This window comes from Lysinibacillus sp. NPDC094403, from assembly GCF_050278745.1.
In the GTDB taxonomy this organism is placed as follows: Bacteria; Bacillota; Bacilli; order Bacillales_A; family Planococcaceae; genus Lysinibacillus.
In genome coordinates this window covers 411,330-425,103 of sequence record NZ_JBNNTL010000002.1, presented here as the reverse complement: position 1 = coordinate 425,103, position 13,774 = coordinate 411,330, and the positions used below count along the sequence as shown (strand labels likewise).

14 protein-coding genes and 1 other annotated feature are annotated in these 13,774 nt (G+C 35.3%); all 14 genes read left to right on the top strand.

The window, feature by feature from the left end:
- The first annotated feature begins 35 nt into the window (after positions 1-35).
- Positions 36-449 (top strand): hypothetical protein, encoded by a 414-nt coding sequence (locus ACQKMV_RS06335; protein ID WP_427502941.1) that lies wholly within the window; start codon positions 36-38, stop codon positions 447-449.
- A gap of 386 nt (positions 450-835) precedes the next feature.
- Complete coding sequence (locus ACQKMV_RS06330) at positions 836-1,798, top strand: tyrosine recombinase XerC (RefSeq protein ID WP_427502940.1); 963 nt, start codon at positions 836-838, stop codon at positions 1,796-1,798.
- Positions 1,799-1,916: 118 nt separating this feature from the next.
- A complete protein-coding gene (locus ACQKMV_RS06325; protein WP_427502939.1) occupies positions 1,917-2,432 on the top strand; it encodes a DinB family protein in 516 nt (171 codons plus the stop codon).
- A gap of 817 nt (positions 2,433-3,249) precedes the next feature.
- On the top strand, positions 3,250-3,516 hold the full coding sequence (locus ACQKMV_RS06320) for a hypothetical protein (protein ID WP_427502937.1): 267 nt from the start codon (positions 3,250-3,252) through the stop codon (positions 3,514-3,516).
- On the top strand, positions 3,513-4,019 hold the full coding sequence (locus ACQKMV_RS06315; RefSeq protein WP_427502936.1) for a hypothetical protein: 507 nt from the start codon (positions 3,513-3,515) through the stop codon (positions 4,017-4,019). Before ACQKMV_RS06320 ends, ACQKMV_RS06315 begins: the two co-directional genes overlap by 4 nt.
- A gap of 288 nt (positions 4,020-4,307) precedes the next feature.
- Positions 4,308-4,457: a hypothetical protein gene (locus ACQKMV_RS06310; RefSeq protein ID WP_004230023.1), complete on the top strand. Its 150-nt coding sequence runs from the start codon at positions 4,308-4,310 to the stop codon at positions 4,455-4,457.
- Positions 4,458-4,666: 209 nt separating this feature from the next.
- Complete coding sequence (locus ACQKMV_RS06305; protein ID WP_427424711.1) at positions 4,667-4,819, top strand: transcriptional regulator; 153 nt, start codon at positions 4,667-4,669, stop codon at positions 4,817-4,819.
- Between the two features lies 1 nt (position 4,820).
- Entirely contained in the window at positions 4,821-4,991 is a 171-nt protein-coding gene (locus tag ACQKMV_RS06300) for a transcriptional regulator (protein ID WP_427502935.1), read from the top strand.
- Between the two features lie 376 nt (positions 4,992-5,367).
- Positions 5,368-7,068, top strand: coding sequence for a putative bifunctional diguanylate cyclase/phosphodiesterase (locus ACQKMV_RS06295; RefSeq protein WP_427502934.1), 1,701 nt, complete (start codon positions 5,368-5,370; stop codon positions 7,066-7,068).
- A gap of 123 nt (positions 7,069-7,191) precedes the next feature.
- Positions 7,192-7,410: a binding site (T-box leader), on the top strand.
- Positions 7,411-7,474: 64 nt separating this feature from the next.
- Complete coding sequence (gene proS, locus ACQKMV_RS06290) at positions 7,475-8,911, top strand: proline--tRNA ligase (protein WP_427502933.1); 1,437 nt, start codon at positions 7,475-7,477, stop codon at positions 8,909-8,911.
- A 400-nt stretch (positions 8,912-9,311) separates the two neighbouring features.
- A complete protein-coding gene (locus ACQKMV_RS06285) occupies positions 9,312-9,695 on the top strand; it encodes a hypothetical protein (protein WP_427502932.1) in 384 nt (127 codons plus the stop codon).
- Positions 9,696-9,729: 34 nt separating this feature from the next.
- Positions 9,730-10,566, top strand: a complete 837-nt coding sequence (locus ACQKMV_RS06280; protein WP_427502931.1) for a CbrC family protein — start codon at positions 9,730-9,732, stop codon at positions 10,564-10,566.
- Positions 10,567-10,628: 62 nt separating this feature from the next.
- Positions 10,629-11,870, top strand: a complete 1,242-nt coding sequence (locus ACQKMV_RS06275) for a DUF6138 family protein (protein ID WP_427502930.1) — start codon at positions 10,629-10,631, stop codon at positions 11,868-11,870.
- Positions 11,871-12,075: 205 nt separating this feature from the next.
- Positions 12,076-13,740: an Imm51 family immunity protein gene (locus ACQKMV_RS06270; protein ID WP_427502928.1), complete on the top strand. Its 1,665-nt coding sequence runs from the start codon at positions 12,076-12,078 to the stop codon at positions 13,738-13,740.
- The last annotated feature ends 34 nt before the right edge of the window (positions 13,741-13,774 follow it).

Here is a 13,774-nt window from a genome sequence, read left to right as displayed (position 1 = left end):
TAAACTAAGAAGAATACATAAAAGGAGCTAAAAAAATGACAATCATTAATTTAATGCAAGCTTACGAGCTAGACAAGCTTTCAAAACTAGATTTTACTGATGAGGAGATTGTGCGCACATTGCAAACAGGGGATGTATCAGTTTGGCAGGAAAAAGCACCAAACTATGAATTTTCCGAAACAATGGCACTTTATCAAGAAGGGGAACAATCGTTCTTAGACGCTCTGCATGGTAACTACCGTATTAAGTATGTAACTTTGCCAGGCATTGAACGTTTACTATATCTTCGTTTTCAATTAGAAGAAGGTAAGGATTATCAATTGTTAGAAACAGGAATCCAGCAGTTAACTTGTAATGAAGAAACTATAGAGAAGCTTCAACATATGCTTTCAACAAACTGGTCTCTAGCAAAACAAGTGGATGGGGCGTATAGTATTTTTGTTAAGTAAACGCATTTCGCCTTGACGTAATTTTAGCTGTCGCTAAATAAACATTGCGTCAGGAATTGACAAAAACCATATAATTCCATGCGCATTGTGAGAAGAATCGACACGTATAGTTACCCGTCTTTTCGTTTTTCAAATCGTCTCACAGCATTTAGTTCACTAGATTTAAATATTCATTTTTTTTGAGTTTTATACCTAAAAAGTGAAATTTTTAAAAATTTTTTTAAAAAAGGTGATTTTCTTTCTAAAAGAGAATCATCTTTTTTACTGCCCTAAAACAGAACGTTCGTTCCAATGTGTAAAAAAGGGCATTTTTTCACCATAAAGTTCCCAAATTTATATTTGGGAACGTTTTTTCGTGGTAAAATAGAGCAAATAGAGGTGATTTTATGGAAAAGACGAAGCTTCCTAAAATAATGAGGGATTTCCTTGTCTACTTAACGACAATTAAAGGGAAGTCTCATCGCACAAGAAAAGAATACGAATATGATTTGACATTATTCTTCCGTTTCTACATAGCAATTCAAAATGATCATGATATATCAAATTTAACGAAAATAGATATTTCTACTATTTCAATAGAAGAAATTCGAGAAATGACACTAGAGGATCTCTATTTATTTATGGAATATTGCGAGGTGCAACGTGGGAATTCTGCATCAGCGAGGGCACGTAAAGTAGCAACGTTGAAGTCATTTTTTAAATATTTAAAAGGGAAAAGACGTCTTCTAGAGGAGAATCCCGCAGATGAATTAGAAACACCAAAAATAGGACGAAAAAGACCTATTTATATGAATATCGAGGAGGCTACACAATTTATCGATGGCATCCAGCCAAATCGTGCTTCACCACGAAATTATTGTATGATGATGTTTTTCTTGAATTTAGGGATTCGTGTTACAGAGCTTTGTCAGCTAAATAGATCATCCATACAAGGGCGCTACTTAACTGTTGTTGGTAAAGGAAACAAGGAACGGACAGTGTACTTGAATGATAGCTGTACGCAGGCACTTGCTGATTATGAAAATAGCGGAAAGAAACAATATCAAGGTGAGGGAGAGGAGCCTCTTTTCGTCTCACAAAAGGGCACACGCTTTACCCGTCAAACTGTTGCTAAAATCGTTAAACAAATTAATCAGCAATCTGGACTTCAAAAAGAAAGACTGACACCACATAAGTTACGTCATACATCTGCTACAATGATGTATAAATCAGGAGCGGATATTAGAAGTCTTCAGCATATACTAGGCCATTCAAGTGTTGCAACGACACAAATTTATACGCATATCGAAGATGAAGAGCTGCAACATGTACTCGAAAATAATCCATTTAATATTGTTCGAGCAAAATAATTTTTAAGACAATTTTGCAAAATATTAAAGGAAATTTAATTAATCTAATAGAATCTTTACATTGTATAGACCTTATACAGAATAGGTATCAAAAATCCTTTTGATGAGGAGGAGTAGCTTGAATCAATTAATAAACGATCATCTACGTGAAACAAGAAATGACTTAGTAGAAGAGATTAAAGTATTAAGTGATACTCAGTTGAATGCTAAGCCTGATGCTAACAGTTGGAGTATTGCCCAGGTCTGCCATCACTTAGTTTTAGTGGAGGAGTCTTCAGTAAAGGCGATTGTATGGGGATTAAAGCAAGTTGATAATAAACAAACTGATCGTAAAAATGTTCAACTTATTGTAGATAGAACAAAGAAAATTATAGCACCCAAAATTGTTGAACCTGCTGAAGACGTTTTTACAGTTCAGGAAATCATTAAGTTGCTTGACGATTCGAGAAAAAAATTAACAACTCTCCTTGATACAATTGAAGATCCAACAATATTAGCAGAAAAATCCGTGAAGCATCCTGCTATTGGGGAATTAGCCCTTGATCAATGGGTAGAACAAATTTATTTTCATGAACAACGACATATTGGACAAATAAAAGAAATCAAGGCATTAATCAAAGTTGAGCACTCATGAACTAGCTGGAGACTGAATATAAAGAATGAAAAAAAGAAATACAAGACAGTATGGTAAAGAATTGATGATAGAGATTAAAAATTCGATTGTCTCTGAAATAATATGGAACATTTTAATATTTATTCCTAGAATGATTATCAGGCTATTGAAAAATATATGGTGAATGGTCCAATTTCTCGATAATACTATTGAGAAATTGGGCTTTTTTGTTCAGGTAAATAAAGAAACGGGTGCGGATGGTACAGGGAGTTAATTATGTCTTCAAGTTATTAACGGGAAAATGAATGATAAAATTTATATTTGGAACTACAAAACCACTGAAATAGAGGAATATACCTCAAATTTAGAAGGTTTTATTAAATTGGAGTCTGAAAACGGTAAGTTCGATTAGGATGAAAAATGTCCAATAATAAGTATCAATAGCAACAATCTATACGAAAACGGCCAATGGAAAAGACAAGCTATTAACAGGTAAGATAAATAACATCCCACAAGATCAAATTGAGATATTACATAATCCTTTCTTTGATTAGTTTAAACAATATAGGCTTTTTGAAAACAAAATTGAAGCCTATGACGATTTCTTTCAGGAATATAAAACCTTCGAACACACAAGAACACTGTTATTACATTTGTAAGCTCAATAAGTATTTCTTATTGAACTAACAGATGGCCATTGTTCAATATAGCAGTTGTTTTTACACAAGAGGCAGCATTTTTTATTAAGATAAAATGGGAAATATATTTAAAATTGGAACTTTTATTTATTTCTAGCGTATTAAAATAAGTAGAAATTTTTTTGAATAGGGGTGAAAGAATGGTTAGAAGAAGAGGAACGTATCAAATAAAAATTCGTGACAAACAACTTATTTGTTTATTTTGTCAAAACGATCAATTTCAACATCGTGAAGTTTATATGGATTTAAGTCCTTTAGGTGAAACGGTGACGGACCAGCTTACATTGCAATCATTTTACTGCACGTCATGTGGTGATATACAAATGTTTCAAGAAAAGAATCGATTTGACCATACATTACAAAAACATGTACCTATAATAGAGTATTCGGAAGTAGTGGAAGCATGAGTATAAGTAATTTAAAACAGAAAAAAAGTAGAATAACAATTTTTAATGAGCCTGTTATTTGTAGGTTTTGTTCACATGATGTGTTTATTCCATATGAAGTTAATGTGAATGTTGAACAACCGGGTATCGGTGTCCGTCATGCTCGTGATATAGCAATTTGTCAACATTGTGGTGAAGTAAAACTTTTTGGAGATCCAAGTTATTATGATGCTGAAAAAGATAATTTTATTTGGGCATTGAATCAGCATTTACTTTCCGTTAGAAAATATAAGATTAAGATTTTATTATATGTAGGGAAAAGAAATAACGATAAAATAACTTCTTTTATAAATAAGCTTATTCAAGTCTTAAGTATAGAAGTGGAGAATATGAGTGATTTACAAGGTGGAGTACTACTTCAAATAAAGCTTTCTAGTTTAAATGAAATGCAAACGATTAGATTTATTATAATCGATACTGCAAAGCGAATGAATATAACGATTAAGGACCTAACCATTAAATAAGATATTCTTAGTGACATTTATTTAAATGTCCTTAAATTTTTGAAACTAAATGAAAGTAAATAGTCTAATTTTTTTATAAAATTCAGCTCTAGTAATCGAAGAGAGCCATTGTTTTGATCATTCTTTTTTCAAAACAATGGCTTTTGTTGTGCGTGGAATTAAATTAAGGCTTTCAAATTATTTTTAATCAAATTTTTTGTAAAGCTTGACGAAATAAACCTTCTGTTATATATTAAATAAAAATAAAAACAACTGTTATAAAACAGTTTAATTAGAGGAGGAATTCAAATGTCAAAGTATCGAGATGGTTATGAGTTTTATTGTGAGATGTGTGAACGCTATGGTTTAGAGCCAATTTCTTTCCGCTATTATGTGTTACAGTTATCACAGCAGCAACTTTCAGCTTATAATATGCAAGCAAAACAATTAGGAATTTAAAAGGTTTGTGATTAAAGGATGTGGTTATTACGGAAGCCGACGTGAATATTTTATGAAAAGCCCAGCCATACTAATTTAAATGGACTGGGCTTTCGTCTATTCGAAAGAAATATCAGAAAATTCATTGACATAAAAAACCTTCTGTTATATATTATTTAAAAAAAATATAATTCTGTTATAGTACAAGAAAGAAAGAAGGATGGATTCATATGTCTCATTATAAAGCTGGCTACGAATTTTACTTAAAGAAATGTGAACAATTTGATTTAGAGCCCATTAATTTCTATTATTATGTCAATCAATTATCACAAGAACAATTAGAATATTATAACGAAGCTGCACAAATGAAAGGAAGTTATTAGGATGACAGATTATCGAGAAGGCTATGATTTTTATCGACAAGTGTGTGAGAAACACGATTTAGAGCCAATAAATTTTTACTATTATATTTTAAACTTATCTCAGGAGCAACTAGATGCCTACAATGAACGTGCCAAAACGTTGGGAGGTCAAATAGAATATGAAATCTCTTAGCTTATAAAAATGCCTTACTGCCTGTATGTGACAGTAAGGCATTTTTTGGATATATCATAAATGAAGAAATTTTTCAAGCATCGTAAATTTACAGTAATTTCATATATTCTATAGAAAAATAGGCTATACATAACATACAAATAGCACTAAGGTAATTAAAACAAGCGTTTTAAATAAGGTAAAAGACCTTGTTTTTTGGTCTATTTTATTGAAAACCATCAAATATAGATTTGATGGTTTTGATATTTGGGTTGAATTAACTGCTTTTCTAGGACTATAATATAATTACATAATAAAGGGCGATATCCCATAACTTTATACCTTACTTTAAAATAAATCTAAAGTACCAAACCCTTCTAATGAACGGAGAATGAAAATGATGAATATCACGCCTAGTAGTATTAATCAAATTAACTATAGTCTGAAAGAATTACAAGATATTTTTTCAGCAATGAACAGTTCAATCATTGTAGCAATTACAGATCGAACAGGGAAAATTACATTTGTTAATGATCATTTTTGCAAAATTTCTAAATATACTCGTGAAGAATTATTAGGGCAAGATCACCGTTTACTCAATTCAGGTTTCCATCCAAGAACTTTCTTTAGAGAGATGTGGAAAACTATAGGTAATGGTGAAATGTGGAATGGCGAGGTGTGTAATCGCGCAAAGGATGGCAGTCTTTATTGGGTGAAGACAACGATTTTCCCTTTTCTTGATGACAATGGTAAACCGTATCAATATATTGCTATACGAGTCGATATTACCGCACAAAAGGATATAAAAAAGATTACACATATTGCTTATCACGATGAATTAACGGGGCTACCAAATCGTCGTAAATTAGAACAACGTTTAGAAAATGAATTCCATCAATCTCGACGTACTGGAGAAAAGTTTGCGTTATTTTTCATTGATGTAAATCGTTTTAAAAACATTAACGATGGACTTGGCCATATCATCGGGGATATGTTTTTAGTGGAAATGGCGAATCGTCTACGCAACGTTGATTATACATCTAATTCTATTTACCGTCACAACAGTGATGAGTTTGTTATAATACTAAACGATGTTGACCGAATTGAGGAGAAGGCCGAGGAAATAATTAGCGTCTTTAATGAGAGCTTTATTGTTGATGCATATGAATTTTACGCAAGTATTAGTATTGGAATTAGTATTTTTCCAGATCATGCAAACTCTATTGAGGAATTATTGAAAAATGCAGATATCGCCATGTATGCTGCGAAATCTACACGTGGTAATCAATACCGCTTATATCGTCCAAATATGGATGAGGTCAACGATAAATGGATATTACTTGAAACGAAATTACATCAAGCGTTAAAAAAAGATGTTTTAGAATTACACTATCAACCAAAAATTAATTTAAAAACAAATAAAGTGATTGGCATGGAGGCATTGCTGCGCTGGTACGATCCTGAACTAGGTAATGTACCACCGGATCGCTTTATTCCATTTGCAGAGGAATGTGGACTCATAAATGATATTGGAGTATGGGTATTAAGAAAAGCATCTGCCCAAGCACGCACTTGGAATGAGGTACATAATTTAAACTTACGAGTTGCCGTGAACATTTCGCCGATTCATATTAGTACAACAGGATTTGTCAAAATGGTACATGAAGTTATCGCAGAAACAAAATTAGATCCGCACTTCTTAGAAATTGAAATTACAGAGATGAGTATGCTAGATTATACGGAAGACTTAATTAATACAATCAAGCAATTAAGAGCACTTGGTATTACGATTTCATTAGATGATTTCGGAACTGGTTATTCGTCGCTGAATTACTTAAAAACATTCCCTGTAGATGTTTTAAAAATAGATCGTGCATTCGTCCGTGATATTGTGCCTGAAAAATCAGGAGTTGCTATGATTTCAGCGATGATCTCTTTAGCACATGCCTTGAATCTTCAAGTAGTTGCTGAAGGCGTCGAGGAAGAAGCAGAATTAAACGTACTACGTGAGCATGGCTGCGAATTCGTACAGGGCTATTATTTCAGTAAGCCATTATCAGTAGAGGACTTTACGCGGTTGATATTAGATAAGAAATAATTATAAGTAGTCAATATGGAGGAACTTGTCTTTAGTTAGGACAAGTTCCTTTAAGTATTTACGGATAAAGTGATTCGTTAAATAATTGATATTATTTAACTGTTTTGCTAAAGTTATATAAAATATAAATTGTTGATGTGGCCAAGTAAGGAAGAATTGTGAAACAGAGAATATAGCAATTGCTGAGAGCTATATCACCGCTTCTTATCTGAAACCTACCACGGAGATGTTATGCAAACATAACCGAGTCGTTTACGTTACAAAACGTTAGAGGGTTTTAAGGTTTTCTTAAAACTAAATTCAAGGTGGTACCACGTTTATCGGCACAAAGACGTCCTTATTTTAGGGACAGCTTTGTGCTTTTTATTTTTTCAGTAGGTAAAAATACAGAAATGGAGGAAAGAACATGACAACACAACAAAACGATTTTTCAAAATGGTACATTGAGACAATCCAAAAGGCAGACTTAATGGATTATACACCAGTCCGCGGCTGTATCGCATTTAAACCAGACGGCTATGAGATTTGGGAACATATCCAGGCAGAAATGGACCGTCGTTTTAAAGAGACAGGTCATCGCAACGCTTATTTCCCTATGTTAATCCCTGAATCCTTCTTCCAAAAAGAAAAAGATCATATCGAAGGTTTCTCACCTGAGCTTCCTTGGGTAACGGAGGCAGCAGGCGAGAAATTAGAAGAACGTTTAGCGCTTCGTCCAACCTCTGAAACGATGATTGGCCATCTCTATTCGAATTGGATTAAAAGTTACCGTGATTTACCGGTCTTAATCAATCAATGGGCAAATGTTTTTCGTTGGGAAAAGAAAACACTTCCATTCATTCGAACATCTGAATTTTTGTGGCAAGAGGGCCATACAGCACATATTGATGAAGAGGATGCACGAAATGAAACAATGCAAATGTTAGCTATCTATAAGGAAGTAGTAGAGGGTTTACTTGCAATTCCTGTCTATGATGGACAAAAAACACCTTCTGAACGTTTTGCAGGTGCAGTAGATACATTTTCTATCGAAGCAATGATGAAAAATGGAAAGGCAGTACAAGCTGGTACCTCTCACTATTTAGGGACAAAATTTGCTGAAGCCTTTGATATTAAATATTTAAATAAAGCCAATCAGCATGAATATGTACACACAACATCTTGGGGGACTTCCACACGTTTAATAGGTTCAGTGATTATGGTTCACGGTGATGAGCAGGGGCTTATATTACCACCACGAATTGCACCAACCCAAGTTGTCTTAATCCCTGTAGGTCCATGGAAAAAGAACCCTGAGATTATGGAGAAACTAGATGATATATATACTGCTCTTAAGGAGAAGCGAATTCGAGTACGTCTTGATGACTCCGATCAATCTCCAGGTTTCAAATTCAATGAATGGGAATTAAAAGGTGTACCGGTTCGAATTGAATTAGGACCTCGTGATTTAGAGAAAAACCAGGCATTGTTAAAAGCACGAGATGAAGATGACAAACAATCGATTGACCTGAATGACATTGTATCGGCAATTGAAGTGGAATTGACAACAATGCAAAGTCGTTTATTTGAAAAAGCAAGCAAATTCCGTGATGAAAACGCACATACAACTATCGATACACTGAAAGATTTGCAGCAGCATATTACCACTTCCAAGGAAAATGGATCGATTCCTGGTTGGATTCTTGCTGGATGGTGTGGAGATGACGCATGCGAGGAAAAAGTGAAAGAAGAGACAAAATATACTTCTCGTAACATTCCATTTAACCCGCCAACTACGAAAACTACTTGTATTTGCTGTGGAAATGGAGCAAAGCATACAGTTTGGTTTGCTCAAGCATATTAAAAAGAGTAGTGTATAAAGTTGTCAAATTTTGCTTTCATACGCAAGTATTCAGCTTTTGCAATATCTCCATATTTACAATCCATATAAAGATTATCTGTGACGGCTGTTACTTTTCTAACTCTTGTTGTTTAGTCTTGTATAATTGTTCTAATTATTTCGATTTCGTCTGAACAGTAGGCTGTTTATTAATTTCCTTGATGATAGTGGTCATATCATCGACAAGTGCTATTTGCGCTTGAATGGCTTGTAATATAACTTCTATGATGTCCTCTATACTCATATTGGAGATGCAGGGTCTTTATCTTTACTCAGTAATGTTTTTTCTGTGTTTTCAAAAAAATGCTTGTATGCTAGAATGAAAAACAGAACATATATTCTTTTTTTGTGGAGGATGAAAACAATGAGTTATGATTTAATGGTCTTTGATAAAGAGCAAGCTCCAAACAATAAAGAAACATTTTTGCAATGGTATGACGAACAAACAAAATGGGCTGAACCACATGATTACGCAACAATAACAGTTACAACACCAGCATTACAAAAATGGTATCAGGATATGGTGGAACAATTCCCCAATATGAATCTGGTTGATGAGGAAATGTTAGATGAGGATGAAGATGACGAGTTAGAGAGTCGTTTGACTGAATATAGTATTGGTTATGCCATGATTTACACAGCTTTTGCCTGGTCTGTAACGGATGAAGCATATAGTACGATGAAAGAGCTTGCAAAAAAGCATGGAGTCGGTTTTTTTGATGTGAGTGGTGAGGGGGAGATTTTCTAAATCATTAAATCGTATGTCGAGAGGTGGATAAGAAATGACAAAAAATCTTATTGCACAATGGCAAGAGCAAAGAAAGACGTTTGACGCAAAGAATGCCAAAGCAATTAACGCCATGCATAAGCTAAGAGAGCAAGTTCAAAAAGCAGAGCCAACAGAGGTAAATTTGCGCATGCTCGTCGAAATTTTCTGCATGTTGCAAATGTATGACGAGGCATACAAAATTTTTACATCCGTCATGGATTTACGCAATAAAAAAGATCAGAAAAAATGCGGCGCGATTAAATATTGGATTGACAATCCACAAAATGTAAAGCCATTATTGCCACGTGTTATTCAGGAGGAAGCAGAGTTGAAAATACCATTACCAACATTTAAATATATGCCGAATCCAATACAAGCGAATATTTTTAAAACGGGTGAATTAGTTGTTTGCGACTGCTGTGAACAAGAAGTAGACATTTATTGTACAAAAGGCATTTACGCGATTGAAGAGGTGGAATATCTTTGTCCAAGCTGTATTCATAGTGGGCTGGCTGCGCAAAAATATGATGGTCAATTTCAGCAAGATTTATTAAATTCCGAGCTTGTGAAGAATGATGACTATACAGATGAAGTGTTGCACCGAACACCTGGCTATATTAGTTGGCAAGGAAATGATTGGGTAGCTCACTGCACGGATTATTGCGCATTTATTGGTTATGTTGGCTGGCAGGAACTGGTGGATATGGGCATTGCGGAGGAGTTTGAACATTTTAATGGTCATACCAAAGAAGAGCTAGCCGCTACTTTGCGTAATAATGGCTCGCATCAAGGTTATCTATTTCAATGCTTAGAATGTCAGCAATACATTCTGTATTCCGACTTTGATTAAATCTAGGTTACATTGGTGAAATATGGGGGAAGTTAGCCATACAATTATAGGGGGACAAGCGAATGAAAGCAGAACAATTTATAGAAAACGAAGCACTATGGCAACAGCTAGCGCAAGAGCTGCTTGAAAAGCAATATACAATTGACAAAGAGAGTTATTATCCCGCTAGCGTACGCACGACCTCTTTTGCTCTTGATGCCTTCGTCTTAACAGAGGTACTTTGCCATTACCAACAGCTTGCATTATTAAACGTATTCCGTCAAGAGCTTGACTTTGAAACACAACGTTATTGTCTTTCTCGCTTCACGCAAAAACAGAAATCTTTCGCTTATTTGCCATTGCTGCGCTATTATGCCATCAATTTAAGAAAATACGGTGCAAACTTTGAATCGTTAACGGTTGAGGAATTATTGCGAACGATTAAGGAATTAGATGTGGAAACGTATAACAATCTACTTACAATCGGTTCTGGCGATTTGCCAATCAATAAGCAACGAGCTGAATCTGATCTTATTTATTGCTATGCAAATGATGTGTTGGCTACCATCTTGATTCATATAAAAGAAGAAACAGAGGAAGCTTATCGTGAAGCCATGCTTTATTTAAATGCTTTATTAGAGGAGGATTTCCCGAAAAGCTACAGCATTTTATATGAAGGGGAAAGTGATTTAGTGCTGCCGATTGAGCGTTTACCTGTCACACCTTCCCATCATTTTTTTGCAAAGGTATTGAGCTATCCAAACCTACATGCCGCGCTAGTGGAATATAGCTACAAAGCGATGGCTGAGTATCATTTTTACGGGGATGTTGCGGATGAGGAGGCGGCAATGCCAAGCACGTTTGCCGTTTTTGGCCTTGGTTTATACGATAAAAGTTATAGCAAACTCATTATCGACTATATGGAAATATGCGATGCTGATCATTCACCACCGACTGAATATTTTGCGAAAGCCTATGTGGAAAGGTGGGGGTTAACACCTGAAACATTGCCAATCTTTGCTTACATTGTCGCAACTGTGCCAACTGTTCCATACGAACCTTTCTTTGAACAGGCGATGAATACGGATGAAAATTTACAATGGCTTGAAAAATATATGACAACGCCCTTTATCGAGCTTTGTCCAATGATTTCAGCTGAACAAAATGAACGTATGGAAGAATACAAAGATATGGATGTAGCGTCATTACTGTATACATGCTTTGAGATTGTCCATTTGAATGACTTCACCAGCCCAAAATTTATGCGGATATTATCGCCATATCGTGAACGTTATGAGGCAATATTGAAGGCACTCATATCATGACAATAGAAGAAAAAATCATACACCGAACGAAAGATACACTCGTTGATTTAGTTCACCAACGTCAAGAGTAATTGAATGAAAAGATTATACTTGATGATGAAACGTCTGCATTTATATAGGAAGGCATTATTGTTAACCAAACATCACAAGAGATACAAGATACTTGTTTAGCTGAATTACAAGATGATTGAGAGGGAGTGGGATAATGCCAAAAAAATTATTGAATATCTTAGAAAAATGGTATGAGGAAAATCAACATGACAAAATTGTAGAAGCGATTGAACAATTGTCTAATTCAGAGCGAGATTACGAAATAGTAGGTCATTATGGTCGTGCGCTTAATAATTTAGGGCGTTATCATGAAGCATTGTCCCAATTATGCACAGTTAAAAAACAGGGTCAACAAGATCCAGATTGGCATTGGCGTGTTGGCTATGCTTATTTCCATATCCAGGAATGGCAAGAAGCACTGGCTGCATTTGAAAAAGCGAAGGATTTACAGTTTGATACTAGAACTGAAGAGTATATAGTAGCCTGTCGAAATATTATGAAAAAATCAGCGGAAGCGCTAGATGATATCAAGCTTGTCCCTTTTCATGAGCGTGATTTCAGTCAATTTTGGAAAAAAAGCGATTATGCGGACAAAAATTATGTAGAAGTATCCCCCACTATTGAAATGATTACTTCTATAGAAGAAGAACTTGGCTATAAATTGCCAGCAGATTATATTTGGTTTATGCAACAACAGAATGGCGGTATACCAGTAAACACTTGTTTTCCAACGGCTATGCCGACTTCATGGGCTGAAAATCATGTGGCGATTACAGGGATTATGGGCATTGGTCGCGAAAAGGCTTATAGCTTGTGTGGCAGTTTGGGAAGCAGTTTTATGTTGGAAGAATGGGGCTACCCAAATATTGGCGTTGTCATAGCCGATTGCCCGTCAGCAGGTCATGATGTCATTATGCTTGATTATCGTGCATGTGGTGCAGATGGTGAGCCTGCTGTTGTACATGTAGACCAAGAGGCTGATTACTATATTACTTTCCTTGCGCCGAACTTTGCGACTTTTATTGTCGGATTGGTGAATGAGGAAGTATTCGATACATCAGAACAAGATAAACTTGACGATTTGGATATGGTGAAACATGTACCATTCTCTCCTTTGTTACAGTCGTTATGTGAGAAAGCTGGAGATGGAAATCGGATGGAAGCAGTTATTCGAGGTATTTGTACGCAAATTGTAGAGGACAAAGGCTATTTTGCTTTCCATGCAGATGAGATATCCATGCTGATGTATGATATCCAGTTTTGGTTGTACACTGGTGCTAATTCGGAGGTGACACAAGCGCAATATTTAGCGGATTACGAGAATATAATTGCACTTGCACAAGGTTTCAGTACAGGAGGATATGCCCCCGACTTTGTTTCAAGTTGGTTAAATGAACGCATAGAGCAGGGAGAAATAGTAAGTGAAGAGGGGATATTAAGTTTTACATCGGATAAGCTAGCTAGTCTACATGCTCAAATAATGAATGAAGAACTAAAACCATTTAGATGGTTAGAACATGATAGTGGAAATATTTCATTCCTATTAGAAGCAGGCATTTATAAACAGGAGTTGTTTGAAACACGGGCAGACGAAGGATTTCAAGGTAACGGCTACGATTGGTGCTCGCTTGCGGATGTGTATTTGCAAGAGAAGTTGCCAGAGCTAGAAGGCATTGTGCGTTTCGATCCAGAAGCAGATATGTTCTGTGCGTATGCCAGCGAAAAGGACGCATTGTTGCGATTCGCTGTTGGATTTAAACAAGCATGTGAAAATGATGAACTGATACATGATTTATTTTCTAAAGCGATATTGGATTAATACAGGGGAAAATAAACTAGTTTTATTTGGATAA

Bases quoted from the DNA above. Each gene is read 5' to 3' on its own strand.
- ACQKMV_RS06335 (WP_427502941.1), top strand. From the start codon at position 36: ATGACAATCATTAATTTAATGCAAGCTTACGAGCTAGACAAGCTTTCA.
- proS (WP_427502933.1), top strand. From the start codon at position 7,475: ATGACAACACAACAAAACGATTTTTCAAAATGGTACATTGAGACAATC.
- ACQKMV_RS06285 (WP_427502932.1), top strand. From the start codon at position 9,312: ATGAGTTATGATTTAATGGTCTTTGATAAAGAGCAAGCTCCAAACAAT.
- ACQKMV_RS06280 (WP_427502931.1), top strand. From the start codon at position 9,730: ATGACAAAAAATCTTATTGCACAATGGCAAGAGCAAAGAAAGACGTTT.
- ACQKMV_RS06305 (WP_427424711.1), top strand. From the start codon at position 4,667: ATGTCTCATTATAAAGCTGGCTACGAATTTTACTTAAAGAAATGTGAA.
- ACQKMV_RS06320 (WP_427502937.1), top strand. From the start codon at position 3,250: ATGGTTAGAAGAAGAGGAACGTATCAAATAAAAATTCGTGACAAACAA.
- ACQKMV_RS06275 (WP_427502930.1), top strand. From the start codon at position 10,629: ATGAAAGCAGAACAATTTATAGAAAACGAAGCACTATGGCAACAGCTA.
- ACQKMV_RS06315 (WP_427502936.1), top strand. From the start codon at position 3,513: ATGAGTATAAGTAATTTAAAACAGAAAAAAAGTAGAATAACAATTTTT.
- ACQKMV_RS06330 (WP_427502940.1), top strand. From the start codon at position 836: ATGGAAAAGACGAAGCTTCCTAAAATAATGAGGGATTTCCTTGTCTAC.
- ACQKMV_RS06295 (WP_427502934.1), top strand. From the start codon at position 5,368: ATGATGAATATCACGCCTAGTAGTATTAATCAAATTAACTATAGTCTG.
- ACQKMV_RS06300 (WP_427502935.1), top strand. From the start codon at position 4,821: ATGACAGATTATCGAGAAGGCTATGATTTTTATCGACAAGTGTGTGAG.
- ACQKMV_RS06270 (WP_427502928.1), top strand. From the start codon at position 12,076: ATGCCAAAAAAATTATTGAATATCTTAGAAAAATGGTATGAGGAAAAT.
- ACQKMV_RS06310 (WP_004230023.1), top strand. From the start codon at position 4,308: ATGTCAAAGTATCGAGATGGTTATGAGTTTTATTGTGAGATGTGTGAA.